Raw genomic sequence first — 17,640 nt, forward strand, 5'->3', positions numbered from 1 at the left:
TCCAAGGGTGATCGCTCCGGGTCGATCCCGGAGTCTCGTGATTGCATTCAAATAGAACGAAGTACGCGTTGCCGTTGCGAGCAACGGCGCGGTCGACCGCTAAAGCGCCGAATCTTTGCCAAGCCGTCGAGCTTGCGCAGCCAGTCTTACCGCGGCATTGGGCGCGCCATACCCGTCGTATCCGCCGCGACGCTCCACGATCTCGAGAAAGAAGCGCTTATCGAGCGTTTCCGTGTAGGCATGCAAAAATTCGCCGCCGTTTTCATCGCGGTCATAGAGCAGGTCGTGTGCTTGAAGCCGGGCGAGGAACGGCTCCGGCAGCGCGCAGCGTGCCGACAGATCGTCGTAGTAGTTGCGCGGAATGCGCAACAGCGGGACGAGCGCCTCTTTGAATTCGGCCACTGCGCGAAAAATGTCGGCCGTAGCGAACGCAACGTGATTCAGGCCCGTGCCGTGATAAGCCTGCACCGCTTCGGCCACCGCCGTATGGCGGTCCACCGAGGCAGTGAGCACGAGACGCAACGACCGCTCGCGATTGCAAAATGCGCGCGAGCGCACGAGCCCGTAGGGATCGGGCACGACCACGCTGGGCGAGGCCTGCAAACCGAACGCGGCTTTCAGAAATAGCGTCCAACTATCGAGCGAGCCCATCGGCAAGGCCAAGCAGACATGATCGATGCCCGTCAACGGTCCCACTTCGCTAGGACCATCGATATCGGTCAGCACGAAGTCCGCCTCGAACAGCGTCGGCTCCCCCGATGTTTCGTTCACTAAGTAGTTAATACTTCCGTCCGGCGAGCGAACTGCGGGCACTACGCGTTCGTTAGGACCCACGCGCCCGGAAAACGGCACGTAGCCGAACCCGGCGGCGCGATCGAGCGCGAGTTGGGCATCGTCGAGACGGAACGCCGAGGCACAGAGCGACAAGCCGTGTTGCTGAAAGAACGAACTAGCGAACGAATCGGTTTCCGCATTGAGCACGATTGCGGCTGCGCCATGCTGATAGAGCGTGACGTCCTTCGACCGATGCCGGCCCGCGCATCGGAAGCGTAAGCGTTCGAGCCAGTCGATCAGGCGCTCGCGCGAGGCGGCGTCGACGGCGAATTCGAGAAATTGAACCGACAGGCGCGCCGGCACCGCAGGCGGCGCGTACAGTGGCAACGCTTCGCCAGCTTCCGCGTTTTTCAGGGAGTCGCGCGTCTGCTCTTCCAGCAGCAACAGCGACCGGTATCCGTCGGCCGCCGTGGCCGCAGGCGGCGCACCGCGGAAACCGTCGTTGAACACTTCGAGCGAAAGCGGCCCGCGATAGCCGCTCTTCACCACGCGCGCGGTGAAATCGTGCAACGCGAAATCGCCCTGCCCCGGAAAGCAGCGATAGTGACGGCTCCATTCGAGCACATCCATTTTCATCCACGGGGCATCGGCAATCTGCACGAACCCGATGCGCTCGCCTGGGATCGACGCGAGTTCGTCGAGCGAATCGCCGATCGACAGCGTATGAAAACTATCGAGTGCGAGCGTCAGGTTGGGATGATCGACTGCATCCACGAGCCGCCACGCGTGGCGATACGAATTGACGTGCCGGCCCCATGCCAGCGCTTCGTAACACACCGTGACACCGGCCGCCTGCGCCTGCTGCGCCAGCACGCCCAGTTGCTCGACGATCAGTCCGTCATCGGCGATGGTGTCGGGCGAAACGTTGCTGCAAACGAGCAGGCGATCGGCGCCCAGTGCGTGCATCACCTCGAATTTGCGGTTGATGCGCTCGATATTGCGCGCGAGGCGCTCGGCACCGACGCCCTCGAAATCGCGAAACGGTTGGTAGAGAACGATCCGCAGGTCCAGATCGGCGGCGACACGGCGCACGTCGGCAGGCGTTCCGTCGTAATAAAGCAGATCGTTTTCGAAGATCTCGACGCATCGAAAGCCTGCGGCGTGGATCGCCCGCAGCTTCTCGACCAGCGTGCCACTGATCGACACGGTGGAGATTGATCGCGGCAACGGCGCATTGCGAGGGCTAAAGGGACGGTTCGGCATGAGATCTCGATGGATGGACGTCGCCACGGATACGACGCACTCTACGTGAACTAACTAGTTGGTACAAATTCGTGAAAACCCCAGAATGACTTTCCACCTCGACCGAGCGCACACTTGCGTGCATTCGGAACGACACGTCACCATTCGTTCTGCAATCGCTTACATGGAGTAGTCGCAATGACATTTGCTTCGGTTCTGGTCCTCAATGGGCCGAATCTCAATCTGCTGGGCACGCGTGAGCCGGCGATCTACGGCAGCGAAACGCTGGCCGATGTCGCCCGACGTTGCACCGAAGCCGGCGAACGTCTGGGGCTCGCCATCGACTTCAAGCAATCGAACGCCGAACATCAATTGATCGACTGGTTGCACGAAGCGCGTACCCGTATCGACGGCGTCGTCATCAACCCCGCCGCCTATACGCATACATCGGTCGCATTGGCGGATGCCTTGACGGCAATCGCCAAGCCCGTCATCGAAGTGCATATCTCGAACGTGCATAAGCGCGAGGCGTTCAGACACCATTCGTTCGTGTCCCCGATTGCGGAGGCGGTCATCATCGGCTGCGGCACGCAAGGCTACGTGCTGGCGCTCGAGCGAATGGCGGTCCTGCTCCAGGTGGAGGACCGGCAATGAGCGCGGAAACGACACGCGGCGCGCGCTCGGTGCTGGTCGGATTGATCGGCGCGGGCATTCAAGGTTCTCTGAGCCCGGCCATGCACGAACGAGAAGCGCGGGAACAAGGGCTCACCTACGTGTATCGGCGCATCGATCTAGAGACGCTCGACCTCGGTTCCGGCGCATTGCCTGCTCTGCTCGAGGCCGCCGAGCGCATGGGCTACGACGGTCTGAATATCACCTATCCGTGCAAGCAAGCGGTGATTCCGTTGCTCGATGAGCTGTCGGAGGACGCACGCGCACTGGGAGCGGTCAACACCGTATTGTTCAAGGACGGCAAGCGCTTCGGGTTCAACACCGATTGGTCCGGCTTCACGCGCTCGTTTCAAAGCGGCTTGCCCGGCGTCTCGCTCGCGCGCGTGGTGCAACTGGGCGCTGGCGGCGCAGGCGCCGCGGTGGCCCATGCGGCGCTGGGCTTAGGCGCCGAACAGCTTGCGCTGTTCGACGTCGATCACACGCGGGCGATCTCGCTCGCGGCCGAATTGCAACGGCGGTTTCCGGCCGCCAAAGTCACGGCGGGCGCCTCGCTTCCCGACGCGATGCGTCACGCCACAGGACTCATTCACGCAACGCCGACCGGCATGGCGAAGCTTCCGGGCATGCCGTTGCCCGCGGAGCTGCTGCATCGCGGCCACTGGGTGGCCGATGTCGTGTATTTCCCCATCCGCACTGCCCTGATCGAGGCAGCGGAACGCGCGGGTTGCCGCACGCTGACCGGCGGCGGCATGGCCGTCTACCAGGCAGTGGACGCATTTCGCATCTTCACGGGAGTCGAACCGGACGCCGAACGTATGTATGCCCATTTGCAAGCGTTGCTCGAACGATAGCGCGCTCACATTCAATTACACCGACTCAGGTCGATAGGAGACAAAAGACATGGCCCCTCCGATTACCCCCCGCTCGCTCAGCGGGACGCCCATGCAAGCGGCCGCACAACCGTCCGCGGTTCGGCGCACGCGTGCCCGCTACCAGATTCTCGGCCTGCTCGCCGCGGGCACGATGATCAACTATCTCGACCGGACCGTGCTCGGCATTGCCGCGCCGCAGTTGACGAAGGAGCTGGGTATCAATGCGGCTTTGATGGGCTTGATCTTTTCAGCGTTCTCGTGGAGCTATGTTGCCTCGCAGATCCCGGGCGGCGTGTTCCTCGATCGCTTCGGCAGCAAGTTGACTTACTTCCTATCGATGACGCTGTGGTCGCTGTGCACGCTGGCGCAGGGACTCGTAGGCGGCGTGGGCGCCCTGTTCGCTTGCCGGCTCGGCCTCGGTGTAACGGAATCGCCCTGCTTCCCGACCAATAGCCGCGTCGTGGCCACTTGGTTTCCACAAACGGAGCGCGCGTTCGCCACCGGCACGTATACGGTCGGCGAATATATCGGCCTGGCCTTCTTCAGCCCTTTGCTGTTCGCATTAATGGGCGCTTTCGGCTGGCGCATGCTCTTTTATGTCGTTGGCGCGGTCGGCATCGTGTTCGGTTTGATCTGGTGGCGTTTTTACCGCGAACCGCGCGAGCACCCGGCGGCGAACGACGCCGAGCTCGATTACATCGAAGCCGGCGGCGGTCTCACTCGGCGCGGCTCGAGCGCAAACGATGGCAAACGCCCCAAGGTGGACTGGCGCGATATCGGCCGGCTGCTCAAGCATCGGCAACTCACGGGCATCTGCCTGGGTCAGTTCGCGGGCAACTCCACGCTCGTGTTCTTCTTGACCTGGTTTCCGACCTATCTGGCGACGGAGCGTCACATGGGTTGGCTCAAGATCGGCTTCTTCGCGATCATGCCGTTCATCGCGGCATCGGTCGGCGTGATGTTCGGCGGCACGTTCTCGGATTGGCTGCTGCGCCGAGGGAAGTCGCCGAACGTCGCACGCAAGCTGCCGATCATCGCCGGGCTGTTGCTCGCGTCGACGATCGTGCTGGCGAACTTCGTCCAAAGCAACACGGCGGTCATCGCGATTCTGTCGCTCGCGTTCTTCGCTCAAGGTATGGCCGCACTCGGATGGACGTTGGTGTCGGACATCGCGCCCGACGGCATGCTCGGTTTGACGGGCGGGATTTTCAACGTCGCGGCCAATCTGGCCGGGATCATCACGCCGCTCGTCATCGGTTTGATCGTCAGTGCGACGGGTTCGTTCGTCGGCGCACTGGCATTCATCGGCGTGATCGCATTGATCGGCGCGGCCTCGTATATTTTCATCGTCGGCGATATCAAGCGCATCACGTTGTAGCCGCTCTATGCCCGGGCCTGCCATCGGGCCGGCCCGGCCTTTTAGGGCAAAGCCGCCATGCTAGAATCGCGCGCATTCACTCTGAAAACGCAAGACGACATGGGAAGACCGGCGGCCCCGTCCAATGGCGCTAGCGCAAAACTCGACGCGCGACGCAAGTACGACCCGGAAGAGACCAAGCGCAACATTCTAGAAGTGGCGACGGCCGAGTTTTCCGCAATGGGGCTCGCGGGCGCACGCGTGGACGCCATCGCCGAGCGCACGAATACGACCAAGCGCATGCTGTATTACTACTTCGGCAGCAAGGAAGGGCTGTACGAAGCGGTGCTCGACAAGGTGTACGGCGACATTCGCGCGCTCGAGCAAGACCTGCATGTGAGCGAACTCGCACCGGTCGAAGGGATGCGCAGGCTCGTCGAATTCACCTTCGATTATCACGACCGGCACCGGGATTTCGTCCGTCTCGTCACCATCGAAAACATTCACGGCGCGAAGTATCTCGAGCAGCTCAAGACATTTCGAAGCCGCAATGCGAGCGTGATCGCAACCATCGAAGATTTGCTCGCCCGCGGCGTTGCGTCGGGCCAATTCCGCGACGATATCGACCCGATCGATCTGCACCTGATGATCAGCTCGCTTTGTTTTCATCGCGTCAGCAATCGGTCTACGTTCGGCGCAGCGTTCGGGCGTGATCCCTCGCATCCGCGCCTGCGCGCCAAGCATCGCGAGATGATCGTCGATGCGATTCTGCGTTTCGTGAAGAAACAGCGTTGAACGGTGCGGCTACATCGTGAAGCCGGCCGGGCGCTTGCGGTGTGCTCGCCAGCCGCGGATACCCCTGCGGCGACGATTCATTCCGGTCATGGGCAAATCGGTCGATGCAGCTCGCGCACCTGTTCGCTCACTCGCACCCTGGCGTTCCTCGGTCAATCCAAGCTACAACATATAGCCGATATCCGAGGCGCCTGTGGGATAGGCAAAAATCGTCGCCTGGAGTGCTTCGGCCGTGACACCCTGACGAATTGCCAGTGCGAAGACGTTGATGACTTCGTCGACCCGAGGCCCCACGAGATGGGCGCCGAGAATTTTATCGCTGCCTTCTTCGACCAGAACCTTGAAGCCGTACAAGGTTTCCGCGACATGGCGCGCGGTATACCAGTCATCGGCTTGTTGGCGACGCATGCGGAACTTCAGTCCCCGCTTGCTCGCGGCCGCTTCTGTCAAGCCGACCGACGCCAGCGGCGGGATTGTAAAAACGACACTGGGCACGCCTTCGTAGTTCGGCTTGCGCCGATTGCCGTGGAGCATGTTTTCGGCGGCAACCTTCGCATCGTGACTCGCAACCGGCGTGAGCGGAGGCCCCTTCTGCGCAAAATCACCGGCTGCATAAACCGACGGGTTGGATACGCTCTGCAGGTAATCGTTGAGCGCGATCCGGCCGTCCTCGGTCGCCACGCCCGCCACATCGAGTCTCAGCGGACCGAGATCCGGCACGCGGCCCGCCGCGTGAACCACGAGATCGGCGGGTAAGCGTTGCTTCTCGCCACCCGACGACACCGCGACCGTGAACTCGTCGACGCTGCGCTCGATGCGCTCGACCTCCGTATTGAAACGAACATCGACGCCGATCTGTTCGAATTTTTTCATCAGCCAGCCAACGACCTCGGCGTCGAATGACGGCAACAGCCGGTCGCGCCGTTGCACGATGGTGACCTTCGCCCCCGCGCGAGCCGCGGTATGGGCAAATTCCGCCGCGATATAACCGCCACCGATCAGGACGATGCGTTTCGGCAGGCTGTCGAGCTCGAGAAACTCGGTGCTCGTGATGGCGTATTCCTCGCCGGGAATACCGAGCGGCCTGGGAACGGCGCCGGCGGCGAGCAGCACAAAGCGCGCATCGAGGATTTCATCGCCTGTCTTGATCGAGTGCGGCCCACAGAATTCGCCTCCACCATGGTAGAAATCGATCCCGTGTTTCGCAAAGTCGCTTTCTTTCATCGGCGGTACCGGCTCCGTGAAAGTACGCTTGAACGCGATGAGTTCCTGCCACGCGATGGACGGTGTGCCGCCGTCCACGCCTTTATCGCGCATCCGCTGAGCGTGATCGACCGCTTCCACCGCGCTGACGAGCACTTTTTTCGGGTCGCACCCGCGTAGCGCGCAAGTGCCACCGAATGGCAGATGATCCATCACCGCAACGCTCCAGCCTGCGGCGCGACACTGCGACGCCGCCGCCGATGCGGCGGTTCCGGTTCCGACGATAACGAGATCGTAGTGCTTTGTCATGGAAGCTCCTTCGCCGTCCGCACGTGTCAGCATGATCGCGTATCAAGCAATTTTGCGGCCGGCGTCTGCCTCCCGGCGGCTCCGGCTTGCACCGCGTACCTTGTTCAGCGCCTCCGCACCGTCCAAACGGATTCAACCAGGCGCACGGTCGCCGGGCCGCAGCAGCACCTTGATCGAATCGAGCGAATTGGCGACTTTGATCGCCTCCTCCCACTCTTCGATCGCGAAGCCGTGCGTGACGATCCCTTTCGATGTCACCAGCCCGCGTGCGAGTAGATCGATGGCGATCGGATAGCAATAGGGGCCGAGGTGTGCACCGCGCACGTCGAGCTCCTTGCGATCGCCGATGATCGACCAATCGACCGAAGTCTCCGCCCCGAACACCGAAAACTCGACGAAGCGCCCGAGCTTGCGAATGAGATCGAGCCCTTGCGGCACCCCCGCAGGCACGCCCGTGGTTTCGATGTAGACGTCGCAGCCGTATTGATCGGTGATCGAGCGCACGATCGCGAGCGCATCGTCCTTTTTCGGGTTGATCGTAATGTCCGCGCCGTACTCGCGCGCTAGCGCGAGCCGCTCTTCCACGAGGTCGATCACGACCAGCTTCTTGGGCGTCTTCAAATGCGCCACTTGCGTCATCATCAAGCCGAGCGGCCCTGCCCCGGCAATCACGACGACATCGTTCAATTGGATGTCGCCGCGGTTGACCGTGTGAATCGCGCAAGCGAGCGGCTCGATAATGGCCGCGTCCTCAATGGAGATGCCGTCGGGAATCTTATGCACGATCGCCGTGGGCGGGAACCGCATGTATTCGGCCATGCCGCCGTCGGCCACCTCGCGCTGAAAGCCGAATATGTTGTGAACTTCGCACATCCAGTACTGCCCCGATTTGCAGTATCGGCACTTTCCGCATGGCACGATCTGCTCGGCGATCACGCGCTCGCCCACGTTTACGCCGAAATGCTCGGCGGCCCCTTCGCCCAATTCCTCCACGTAGCCGAAGAATTCATGCCCCGGAATCACGGGCGCTTTGACCCATGGACTCGGGCCGCCCCAAAACATCTTCGCGCCCGAATAGCATTTGCAATCGCTCGCGCAGATGCCGCACGCGGCGATGCGAATCACGAGTTCGTTCGGGCCCGGGCGCGGCCGCTCGACTCGTTCGACGCGGTAATCCTTCGGGGCATGGCATACGACCGCCGTCATTTTCGTCGTCTCGTTCGGTGTACTCATAGTCGGCTCGCTTCAAATGAGAAAGGAAGTCAGCGTTCAGCGCGCGAGAAAGCCGCCGTCGACGGCAAGGCTTACGCCATTGATCATGCGGGCTTCGTCGCCGAGCAAATACGCGATCGTCTGCGCCACCTCTTCCGGTTGCGCGAACCGGTTCAACGGGATGCGCGAGAGCATTTGCGACGCCTTGGCCGGATCGCTCCATGCTTGCTCGGCCATCGGCGTCAAGGTAACGGTTGGGTTCACTGCGTTCACGCGAATGCCCTGCGGGCCGAGTTCGACGGCCATCACCCGCGTGAGCGCATCGAGCGCAGCCTTGGAGGCGCAATAGGCGGCATGCAACGCAAACCCGATCTGTGCCGAGATGCTCGAGACGTTGACGATCGCCCCGCCCACGCCGCGCTCGATCATGTTGCGGGCGCAGACTTGCCCCACGATCATCGCCGCTCGTACATTGACGGCCATCGTCTCGTCGAAGGCGCCAACGTCGCATTCGAGAAACGGCTGGAGCCGGGCAATGCCCGCGTTGTTCACGAGCAGATCGATCGGTTGCGCAGCCTGCGCCGCGGCGCGGGCCGCGGCTGCATCCGCCAGATCTACGGCATACGTCTCGCAGCCGATCTCGCGCTCGAGCGCGCGCAGATCGTCCGCGGAGCGGCTCAGCGCGACGACGCTCGCCCCGCGCGTGGCAAGCAGGATCGCAGTGGCCCGGCCGATCCCCTTTCCGGCTCCCGTGACAAGAACGCGCTTTCCGGAAAACGCGTCGCCGCCTTCGGCGGTATCCGTCGCATTCACGATTAGGGTTCCTTATGGTTCCTCGCAGAGACGCCGCGCGGTTTCTTCGTCGGTAACGAGCGTCGACACATACCCGCCACGCAACGTCGCACGCGTGACGAAAAACTTCGTGGCACCGCCGCTGGTCAGGATCACGTGCTTGATGCCTCGCAAATCGTCGAGCGCCATGGCCACCGTGCGCCGGTTCAACGGATGGTTGATGAGCTTGCCGTGCTCATCGACGAAATGGCCCAGCACGTCCCCGACGGCCCCCGCTTTGCGCAGCGTGCGCAAATCCTCGGGGTCCTTGACGCCGTATGTGATGACCAGCGATTCGGTGAGATCGCCGGCCGTGACCAACGCGAGATCGGAGCCGCGCGCCAGCTCGTAGGTTTCGCGCACGGCGTCTTCATGCAGGATGACGTCGCGCACCTTCTGGCTGCTGACGTAAATGGGCGCCGGAAAGAGATAGCCGTCCGCATGACAAAGATCGGCGAAGTCGGACACGATATCGAACGTGTTGATGCTCGGGCAATGCGCGAGGCCCCCTTGCAGCGACACGGCCGAGAGCGGACCGTACGAACGCTGCGGCAGCGCGCGCAGCACCGCGCGGATCGTCCTGCCCCAGCCGAGGCCGATGGTATGTCCGGCCGCGATGTGCTGCACCAAGTAATTGGCCGTGCCGATGCCGAGCGCGGCCATCGTCGCTTCGTAAGTCGCGCCGGTCGGTACGACGACGGCCGCCAGCAGACCGAAGCGATCGACGAGTTGCTCCTCCAGCGCGACGCACGGCGCGATGCGGCTGTTGATCGAAATCCGCACGAGCCCCGACTCGCGGCTCGCCGCCAGCAAGCGATTGACGCGCACGCGATTCGTGCCGAGCAATTGTGCGATTTCCTGCTGTGTCATGTTGCCGACGTAGTAATGCCAGGCGACGCGCGTCTGCAGCTCTTCTTCGCTATCGACGCCTTCGTCCGCTTCGACGCTTTGCGCAGATTGGGGGGTCTTGCCCATGATGAAAGGAAGGTATCGACGAGTGGAAAACCGACAGTTATAGCAAATGCGTCATTTGACAGCGCCCATGGTGAGACCCTGCACGAGACGCCCCGATACCAGCAACGCGAAGATCACCATCGGCAGGACGATCAGCGTGCCCGTCGCCATGATTTCTCCCCAAGGCAATTCGTAACCGCTCATGTAGTTCGTGGCGGCCACGGGCGAGGTAACGGCGTTGTCGCGCGTGAGCACGAGCGCATACAACAAGTCGTTCCACGAGAAGATGAACGCGAAGATGGCCGACACCACGATGCCAGGCATCGCCAGCGGCAGGTTGATCTTCCAGAACACACGCCACGGCGACGCACCGTCGAGCCGCGCGGCTTCATCGAGCTCGATCGGCACGTTGCGAAATTGATCGGTGCAAATCCAGACCACGATCGGCAACGAAAACGTCAGGTAGAGCAGGATCAACACGATGTGTGTATCGATCAAATCGAGCTTCGTGGCGATCAAGAAGAACGGCACGGCCAGCACGACCGGACTGACCATCCGATTCGAAATGAACCAGAACCAGAGGTCGCGCTTCCCGCGAAATTCGTAGCGCGCAAGCGCATAGGCCGCCGGGGTGCCGAGCAATATCGCGAGCACGGTCGTGCTGCTCGCGACGATCAACGAGTTGATGAGGCTGCCGGCGACGTCGTGCGTGAACAGCGCGTCGGTGTAGTGCTTGAGCGTAGGCGTGAAGCGCCACACGGGCGGATAGGCGAGCGCGTCGGCTTGCTTCTTCAGACTCGTCGTCACCATCCAGTAGAACGGAAAGACCGATGACAAAAAGATGACGACCAACGCGAGACCATGCCAAATCGTGGCGCGCCGGCGCCCGGCGCGCGCCCGATGCGAGCGGGGAGCCGCGCCGACGGTCACTAGCCCCAACAAAGATAGGCTCATGCGAGCTCCCGATAGATATAGCGGATGTAAAGGCGCGACAGCACGATCGTCAACACGAGCAGCAACATGGCTTGCGCGGAGGCCAACCCCTGATCGAACAAGCGAAAGCCAATGCGCTCGATGTAGACGCTGATGAATTCCGTGGCGGCGCCGGGCCCGCCGCGCGTCATCGTGTAGACGGCGTCGAACATCTTGAGCATGTCCGCCGAGCGCAGGATGAGGATGGCGGTGAGGCCAGGCAACAAGTAAGGCCGCTCGATGTGCCAAAGAATCGTCAAGCGCTTTCGCGTTTCGAGCCGCGCCGCTTCCTCCGCCTCCTTCGGCACCATCGTCAAGCCCGCCAGCAGGATGAGCGCGCAAAACGGCGTCCACTGCCATACGTCCATGATCATCACCGATACGTACGCGAGCGTCGGGTCGCCGAGCCAATCTTGCGGCGGGATTCCGAAGAAACCGAGCAGATAGTTGGCGACGCCGAATTGCCGGTTGAAGATCAAGCGGCCGATCAGCCCCACTACCGCGTAGGTGGTCGCCATCGGCACGACTAGGCTCACGCGGGCCGCCGCACGCATCCACGCCAGCCCCGATCGATGCAGCATCAATGCCGCGAATAGCCCCAGTGCAATCTCGAGCGGCAGCGTCAAGCACAGAAACAGCATCGTGCGGCCGAGCGCTTGCCAAAACGTCGCGTCGGCGAAGGTCGCGACGTAATTGTCGAGGCCGACGAATGGCGTGCCTGCCTCGAGATCGGCCAGGCGATACTGATGCATCGAGTTGTACAACGCGACCAACAGCGGATAGATCCCGATCACGGCCAGCGCGAACACCGCTGGAAACAAGAACCAAAACGCGGGCGAACGCGGCCATAGGCGCAGCCGCGCGCGCTTGCGCGCGGCCGAACCCGAGTCCGTACGCGGCACGGTACCGTTGAGCATCTCGATCCTCCGACTCGCATTGGGCAACCGCGGCATACGCGGCCTCTACTTGAGCAGCGGCTTCTTGCCGTCGTAATAGCCCGCTTTTTTCAGGATCGCTTCCATCTTCGAACCGATCGTCTGCGCGCCGTCCTTGACCGAGACATTGCCCAGCATCATCTTGGTTCCCCATTCGCCGATGATTTCGGAAATCGCCGGCCACTCCGGGAAGCGCGGACGGTAATCGGGCACGCCGCCTTGCCACGACTCGACCATGGGCTTCACGAACGGATACTTCTGCTGCACGGCGGCATCCTGATACACGGCCGTGCGAGCCGGCACCCCGCCCGCTTCGAGGTAGGGCTTGGCCATCTGCTCCGAGGTGATCCATTGGATGAAGAGCCACGCGGCCGCTTGCTTCTTCGCGCTCGCCTTCGCGTTGACCGCCAGCGAGAAGCCGCCGAGCGCGGGCTTGAGCCCTGCGGGCCCGCGCGGTTCCGTGGCGATACCCAAGCAATCGCCGAGCTTGGATTTGGCCGGGTCGGTCAAGGTCGGATAGAACGCCGACCATTCCGTGATCATCGCCACCTGCCCCTGAGCCAAGGCGTTGACGGCTTCGGCGTGATCGAAATCGACGATGCCGGGCGGCATGTACTTCATCAGCTTCTGCCGATAGTCGAGCCCAGCCTGCGATTGCGGCGACATCAAGTTCGATTTGAACTTGGCATCGAGCAGGGAACCGCCGTTGGGCCACAGCATGCGCATGAAGCTGTCGGCCGATTGGGTTTCGCCGCGCCGCGATTGCAGGGCGAATGCGTACTGGTTCTTGGCGGCATTCGTGAGCTTGGGCGCGTACACGTTCAGTAGATCGTCCCACGTCTTCGGCGGCTCGCTGAATCCGGCCTCCTTGAGCATGCACTTGTTGTAGAACATGAGACCCGAGTAGTTGTCGAACGGCAAGCCGTACGTGACCTTATCCCAGGTACCGAACGAATCGAGCAGAATCGGGAAGAAGCCCTTCAGGTTCAGGTTCGGATCGGCGAGCTTCGGATCGTCGGTGAACTTCTTGATCGGCACGAGCCACTTGTTGCTCGCGAATTCGCCTATCCATACGACGTCGACGAGCACGATGTCTTGGGCGCCGCCGCTCACGAAGTTGAGCACCTCCTTTTGCCGCGTGCTCTCGTAGGGCACGACGTCCCATTTGATCGTGATGCCCGTCTCCTTCTCGAACTGCGGAATCAGTTTCTCCGCGGCCGTGTAGCCGGGGCGATCGAGGAAGATCGCATGCAAGGTGGTACCGGAGTACGGCGCGGCCGCTTCTTTCAACGTCCACGCCGACGCATGCGCCGCCAACAGAAACGAAGCGGCTGCCAGCGAGGTCATCGCCAGCTTGCGCTGCAAGAACCGTTTGTTCATCGATTGTCTCCTTGTGGACCGGCACGACACCCCTGAGAGGACGCGTCCCGTCCGCTGCAAAGCGGGTCGTTACCCGGGTTGTTATCGATTCGACGACAGACATCGACTCGCTCGATGCCTGCGGGCATTCGGTACTGCCTCATGCGACTGCGGGCGCAACCGGCGGCCATCCGGGGACGCGTTTCACTTGTAATTTCATTTTTTCAAATGTATATTTTGCCCGACGATGCTTGTCAAGAAGAAATTGATTAGGAGTCCTTGCGGCAGTGCAAGATGTCCGCGCCGCAACGTTCGACATGCGACGTTCGTAGGAGACGCGAAATGAGCGCAGTTCAGCTGCAGCAAATCCGCAAGACTTTCGCCGGCGCCGAGGTGCTCAAAGGCGTCGACATCGAAGTGACCGATCACGAGTTCCTCGTGTTCGTCGGCCCGTCGGGTTGCGGGAAGTCCACGCTGCTACGCACCATTGCCGGCCTCGAGCGTGTCGACTCCGGGCATGTTCTGATCGGCGGCGAGGATGTAACCGAGGTCGAGCCGTCCGAGCGCGGCGTAGCGATGGTGTTCCAGTCGTATGCGCTCTACCCGCATATGTCCGTCTATGAAAACATCGCGTTCGGGCTGCGTATGCTCAAGCTGCCGCAAAGCGAAATCGACCGGCGCGTGAGCGAGGCGGCGCAGATCCTGCAGATTGGCCAGTTGCTCGAGCGTCGTCCGCGCGCGTTGTCGGGCGGACAAAGGCAACGCGTTGCGATCGGCCGCGCGATCGTGCGCGAGCCCAAGGTCTTTCTGTTCGACGAGCCGTTGTCGAACCTCGATGCGGCGTTGCGCGTGCAGATGCGGCTCGAACTCATCAAACTGCACAAGCAGCTGAATGCGACGATGATTTACGTCACGCACGATCAAACGGAGGCGATGACGATGGCCGATCGCATCGTCGTGCTCAATCACGGCGCGGTCGAGCAAATCGGCTCGCCGCTCGAACTCTATCGACAACCGCGCAATCGATTCGTGGCCGGCTTCATCGGTTCGCCGAAAATGAACTTCATCGATGTGGAGGTCATCGGGGCCGATCGCACCGGCGTGACGGTCGCCCTACCGGGCGGCGCCGCGCTCGCCGTGCCTTGCGAGGCCACCGGTGTGCAAGCGGGCGAGACGCTCACGCTCGGCGTTCGCCCCGAGCATTTGTCGGAGCACGGCGCGACCAATGCCGATGCGCGTCTTGCGGGGGAGGTGATCGTCGTCGAGCATCTCGGCGGCGAAACGCTACTGCATGTGGCGCTTGCCGATGGTCGAGCGATTCAGGTCAAGGGCTCGGGCGAATCGGCCGTGGCCGACGGCCAGCGAATCGAGGTCGGCGTTCCGGTGCGGCACGCGCATTTGTTCCGGCATGACGGCGCGGCGCTGCGCGCACTGAGCGCGACGGCGCAATCGGCCGCCGCGTGAGGCGCAGCAACACCACCCAAGCTTCTTGCCGCGAGCGCAAGAAAGGCTTCGAGAAATGCGTCGTCGGTCAGCTCGCGGGTCGGGTCCACGTCGATAGGTCCGAAGGTTGTCGAAGACGCTGTCTATCCTGAAGGTGTCTACCGTAGTCGAGTCGAGCGCTCATGCTTGCGCACGTGGCATGAGTGCCCCGGCCTGGCGCGCCACGGTCGGTGCGCAGTGTCCTGCCTGCGCTCGAAGGGCCGCCTCGGCTTTTCCGTGAGCAAGCGCCATCAACGCCAACAGATGCATGAATTGATCGCGCGCCTCGAAGAGAAACGACGCCGTCAGCCAGATGCGCCGGTGCGACCGATCCTGAACGAGAATGCCGCAGCGTTCGGCGCCGTTGAGCACGTTGCGGACATGGGACTTCGATAGCCCCAACAGTCGTGCGATTGCGCCGCCCGTGATATCCAGTTCCCGCGATTCGTGCACCGGGCTTGCCGCATCCAAGCACGCCCGATAATGCGCCTGGAGCAACGCATAGGCGATTCGCTGGCCGCATTCGCGGCCTTCGAACCATTGCCATCGCTCGAAACGCACGGCTGTCTCGGCCACGCCGTCGATGACGAGCACCGACGAGCGCACGAAGCACTCGAAGTACGGCTCATCGTGCGCCAAGCGTTGTGCGCTGGCGGCAGGTATCAACCCCATCCGCTCGGCCAGCTCCACATGATGACGCAGCCAGTCGCGGAGCCCTTCGACGATTCGATACGACGGGACGAGGTATTTCTGGCGCCGGTCGAGCGGATTCGGCACCGCCGTGATCAGGCGAGCGACCTTGGCGACCCCGACAAATGCCGCCAGGGTTCGACCGCCGCCCGTCCGCGCCTGCAAGCCAGCAAGCGTCGGCCGCGGCCCGGCGCCCGCCTTCCAGTCGAAATGCGCGATGACGAGCCGGCCCATTGCATGCGATTGCAGCACTCTGGCAAAAATCTTGTTGATGAGCCGCTCCCCGATGAACATCTGCAATACGCGACCGGTGTGACGAAGCATAGCCACCGCATACACGTTCTCGTCGATCATCGCGCCTCCTCGCGCACCGTACTTCGTTCGCACCCGAATGGATGCAATGTTTGGACTTGTCACCCGTCGTTGCGGCATCGACCATATCGGCACGACGCCCCCGGGCGTCGCGCCAATCCATACCGCCCCGTCTCCCGATTTCGGCCGCGCGAAGCGCACCGCCCGGTCGCCGGGAGACAGCCGATGCGGTTTCGATGCCCCGATCCAGGACCGAAAAAATGAGCGACTCGAACTCCCCCGCCAGCACCAGCCTGCAATCGCAGTTTTCAATCGTGCCGCCCGCGGGCTGGGCGCCACTCGTGAGAACGTCGAACGGAATCGCCGTGCGGCGAATGGCCGAATTCACCACTACCCGAAATGGTAAGCAAAACCGCCTCGATGCCGGCGGTAATATCGTTTCCGGCGCGGCCAATACGGAACGGCAGCGACTGTTGTCGACGGTCCGCTTTCGCCCGTACAAGCTCGACGTATCCGGCATCAAAATCGATGGCGTTACCTTGCGGCCGGACCCCGACTACGACTATTACGCATTGGACGGCTATTTCGAACAATCGGCGTTCGGCTCGGAATTCGTATCGAAAGATATTGGGCCGAAACGTAGCTTTCAGTCGCTCGGCTATTTCGCCGACACGATGCAACTCGATCTGGAATTTTTTGGCGAAGGCGCCGAGATCTTCGAGTTTGCGCCCACATCGACGGTTGGCACCGCGACGGAAAGCTTGACCATCGGCCTAACCGTCAGCGTGGGATTCGGCAGCAATACGACCTCCGGCTATGGAGCGGGGCTCGGGCCGACATTCAGCGTGGCGGCGCAGATCGCATGGACCCGAAGCTACAGCGCGCCGGCCGTCACCGTGACGCCCTCGAGAACGAAATCGCGAATGAGCTTCTTGATCGGTCTGCCCGGAAAGGAATATGCCTTCGACGGCAGTTCGATTCCCAAGCCGCCGTCGATGTCGTACTTCTTCGAGCCGCAACTGATCGTTCGCGTGAAGAAGGACTGCGGCTTGTATGCCACGGTCAGAAGCCGGGTGAACTGGCTCTACATCTGGCCGATCAGCCGCATCGACGACGAGATCGTCATCGACGAAACACGAGGCTTCGGCATCAATGCGTTCTACATCGAGGACGTCTCGACGAAGCAAGTGCTGGACGTGCAAAACTTCGGCGGTCAAGACACGCCCGTCATATCGTTCGTTCGGAAAGACGACCCCACATCGGCCGGTAATCAACTTTGGTATCGAGGACCCGACGGCTCGCTGCGTACCGTGCTCGGCGGCCTCAGCCTCGCGACGGCCGAGAACAATGCGAACTCCAATCGGTTGATCGTTTGGGAGCCGCTTCGCGAGGCCGGGCAGCGATGGTCATTCGATCGCGCGGCCAACGGCAGCGACTATGGGACGCTGACATCCGGCTTGGGCATGCAGTTGGCATCGGTTCCCGATCAGAGGCGTCCCCGCAGAGACGAATGGGTGCCGCCCAGCGGCTTTCGCAAGCTGGTCTTTCGCAACCCCGCTACGCCTATCGAGAAGGATGAGAACCGCCAATGGCGGCTCGTGTTCCCCGAGGGCGGCGTGCTTTGACGACGTGCGCCGATGCGCCCCGCAGCGGCGGCCGCAGCCCATGA

15 protein-coding genes are annotated in these 17,640 nt (G+C 62.2%); 6 read left to right on the forward strand and 9 right to left on the reverse strand.

Features of this window, described 5'->3' with window-relative positions; all coding sequences use genetic code 11:
- Positions 1-99: 99 nt before the first annotated feature.
- Positions 100-2,001, reverse strand: coding sequence for a bifunctional sugar phosphate isomerase/epimerase/4-hydroxyphenylpyruvate dioxygenase family protein (locus tag QQS38_RS15625; protein ID WP_479646418.1), 1,902 nt, complete (start codon positions 1,999-2,001; stop codon positions 100-102).
- A 213-nt stretch (positions 2,002-2,214) separates the two neighbouring features.
- Here QQS38_RS15625 and aroQ point away from each other — a divergent pair, with 213 nt between their 5' ends.
- The 4 genes from aroQ to QQS38_RS15645 all read left to right on the forward strand — a co-directional run bounded on the left by aroQ (position 2,215) and on the right by QQS38_RS15645 (position 5,712).
- Complete coding sequence (gene aroQ, locus QQS38_RS15630) at positions 2,215-2,670, forward strand: type II 3-dehydroquinate dehydratase (RefSeq protein WP_479646282.1); 456 nt, start codon at positions 2,215-2,217, stop codon at positions 2,668-2,670.
- Positions 2,667-3,539 (forward strand): shikimate dehydrogenase, encoded by an 873-nt coding sequence (locus tag QQS38_RS15635; protein WP_479646283.1) that lies wholly within the window; start codon positions 2,667-2,669, stop codon positions 3,537-3,539. The genes aroQ and QQS38_RS15635 overlap by 4 nt, the downstream gene beginning before the upstream one ends.
- A 91-nt stretch (positions 3,540-3,630) precedes the next feature.
- Complete coding sequence (locus QQS38_RS15640) at positions 3,631-4,938, forward strand: MFS transporter (protein WP_479646419.1); 1,308 nt, start codon at positions 3,631-3,633, stop codon at positions 4,936-4,938.
- A 99-nt stretch (positions 4,939-5,037) separates the two neighbouring features.
- Complete coding sequence (locus tag QQS38_RS15645) at positions 5,038-5,712, forward strand: TetR/AcrR family transcriptional regulator (protein ID WP_479646284.1); 675 nt, start codon at positions 5,038-5,040, stop codon at positions 5,710-5,712.
- Positions 5,713-5,874: 162 nt separating this feature from the next.
- Here the strand turns inward: QQS38_RS15645 and QQS38_RS15650 are convergent, their stop codons facing one another.
- From QQS38_RS15650 to QQS38_RS15680, 7 genes are all read right to left on the reverse strand, one after another.
- The gene (locus tag QQS38_RS15650) at positions 5,875-7,224 is read right to left on the reverse strand and encodes a dihydrolipoyl dehydrogenase family protein (protein ID WP_479646285.1); all 1,350 of its coding nucleotides are present in this window, start codon (positions 7,222-7,224) and stop codon (positions 5,875-5,877) included.
- A gap of 132 nt (positions 7,225-7,356) precedes the next feature.
- Positions 7,357-8,457: an alcohol dehydrogenase catalytic domain-containing protein gene (locus tag QQS38_RS15655; RefSeq protein ID WP_479646286.1), complete on the reverse strand. Its 1,101-nt coding sequence runs from the start codon at positions 8,455-8,457 to the stop codon at positions 7,357-7,359.
- A gap of 36 nt (positions 8,458-8,493) precedes the next feature.
- On the reverse strand, positions 8,494-9,249 hold the full coding sequence (locus QQS38_RS15660; RefSeq protein ID WP_479646287.1) for an SDR family oxidoreductase: 756 nt from the start codon (positions 9,247-9,249) through the stop codon (positions 8,494-8,496).
- A 12-nt stretch (positions 9,250-9,261) separates the two neighbouring features.
- Entirely contained in the window at positions 9,262-10,242 is a 981-nt protein-coding gene (locus QQS38_RS15665; protein WP_479646288.1) for a sugar-binding transcriptional regulator, read from the reverse strand.
- Between the two features lie 51 nt (positions 10,243-10,293).
- Positions 10,294-11,175, reverse strand: a complete 882-nt coding sequence (locus QQS38_RS15670; RefSeq protein WP_479646289.1) for a carbohydrate ABC transporter permease — start codon at positions 11,173-11,175, stop codon at positions 10,294-10,296.
- Positions 11,172-12,110, reverse strand: coding sequence for a carbohydrate ABC transporter permease (locus QQS38_RS15675; RefSeq protein ID WP_479646290.1), 939 nt, complete (start codon positions 12,108-12,110; stop codon positions 11,172-11,174). Before QQS38_RS15675 ends, QQS38_RS15670 begins: the two co-directional genes overlap by 4 nt.
- Before the next feature lie 45 nt (positions 12,111-12,155).
- Complete coding sequence (locus tag QQS38_RS15680; protein ID WP_479646291.1) at positions 12,156-13,508, reverse strand: ABC transporter substrate-binding protein; 1,353 nt, start codon at positions 13,506-13,508, stop codon at positions 12,156-12,158.
- Between the two features lie 321 nt (positions 13,509-13,829).
- Between QQS38_RS15680 and QQS38_RS15685 the strand changes: the two genes are divergently transcribed.
- Positions 13,830-14,951: an ABC transporter ATP-binding protein gene (locus tag QQS38_RS15685; protein WP_479646292.1), complete on the forward strand. Its 1,122-nt coding sequence runs from the start codon at positions 13,830-13,832 to the stop codon at positions 14,949-14,951.
- A gap of 159 nt (positions 14,952-15,110) precedes the next feature.
- Here the strand turns inward: QQS38_RS15685 and QQS38_RS15690 are convergent, their stop codons facing one another.
- Entirely contained in the window at positions 15,111-16,013 is a 903-nt protein-coding gene (locus QQS38_RS15690; RefSeq protein ID WP_479646293.1) for a hypothetical protein, read from the reverse strand.
- Between the two features lie 218 nt (positions 16,014-16,231).
- On the opposite strand from QQS38_RS15690, the gene QQS38_RS15695 reads away from it, so the two are divergent.
- Complete coding sequence (locus QQS38_RS15695; protein WP_479646294.1) at positions 16,232-17,596, forward strand: RICIN domain-containing protein; 1,365 nt, start codon at positions 16,232-16,234, stop codon at positions 17,594-17,596.
- Positions 17,597-17,640: the final 44 nt, after the last annotated feature.

The organism is Trinickia sp. Z7 (assembly GCF_056498045.1).

Excerpts from the sequence above, each read along its gene's own strand:
- QQS38_RS15640 (WP_479646419.1), top strand. The coding sequence starts at position 3,631 with ATGCAAGCGGCCGCACAACCGTCCGCGGTTCGGCGCACGCGTGCCCGC.
- QQS38_RS15695 (WP_479646294.1), top strand. The coding sequence starts at position 16,232 with ATGAGCGACTCGAACTCCCCCGCCAGCACCAGCCTGCAATCGCAGTTT.
- QQS38_RS15655 (WP_479646286.1), bottom strand. The coding sequence starts at position 8,457 with ATGAGTACACCGAACGAGACGACGAAAATGACGGCGGTCGTATGCCAT.
- QQS38_RS15665 (WP_479646288.1), bottom strand. The coding sequence starts at position 10,242 with ATGGGCAAGACCCCCCAATCTGCGCAAAGCGTCGAAGCGGACGAAGGC.
- aroQ (WP_479646282.1), top strand. The coding sequence starts at position 2,215 with ATGACATTTGCTTCGGTTCTGGTCCTCAATGGGCCGAATCTCAATCTG.
- QQS38_RS15645 (WP_479646284.1), top strand. The coding sequence starts at position 5,038 with ATGGGAAGACCGGCGGCCCCGTCCAATGGCGCTAGCGCAAAACTCGAC.
- QQS38_RS15685 (WP_479646292.1), top strand. The coding sequence starts at position 13,830 with ATGAGCGCAGTTCAGCTGCAGCAAATCCGCAAGACTTTCGCCGGCGCC.
- QQS38_RS15680 (WP_479646291.1), bottom strand. The coding sequence starts at position 13,508 with ATGAACAAACGGTTCTTGCAGCGCAAGCTGGCGATGACCTCGCTGGCA.
- QQS38_RS15690 (WP_479646293.1), bottom strand. The coding sequence starts at position 16,013 with ATGATCGACGAGAACGTGTATGCGGTGGCTATGCTTCGTCACACCGGT.
- QQS38_RS15650 (WP_479646285.1), bottom strand. The coding sequence starts at position 7,224 with ATGACAAAGCACTACGATCTCGTTATCGTCGGAACCGGAACCGCCGCA.
- QQS38_RS15670 (WP_479646289.1), bottom strand. The coding sequence starts at position 11,175 with ATGAGCCTATCTTTGTTGGGGCTAGTGACCGTCGGCGCGGCTCCCCGC.
- QQS38_RS15675 (WP_479646290.1), bottom strand. The coding sequence starts at position 12,110 with ATGCTCAACGGTACCGTGCCGCGTACGGACTCGGGTTCGGCCGCGCGC.
- QQS38_RS15635 (WP_479646283.1), top strand. The coding sequence starts at position 2,667 with ATGAGCGCGGAAACGACACGCGGCGCGCGCTCGGTGCTGGTCGGATTG.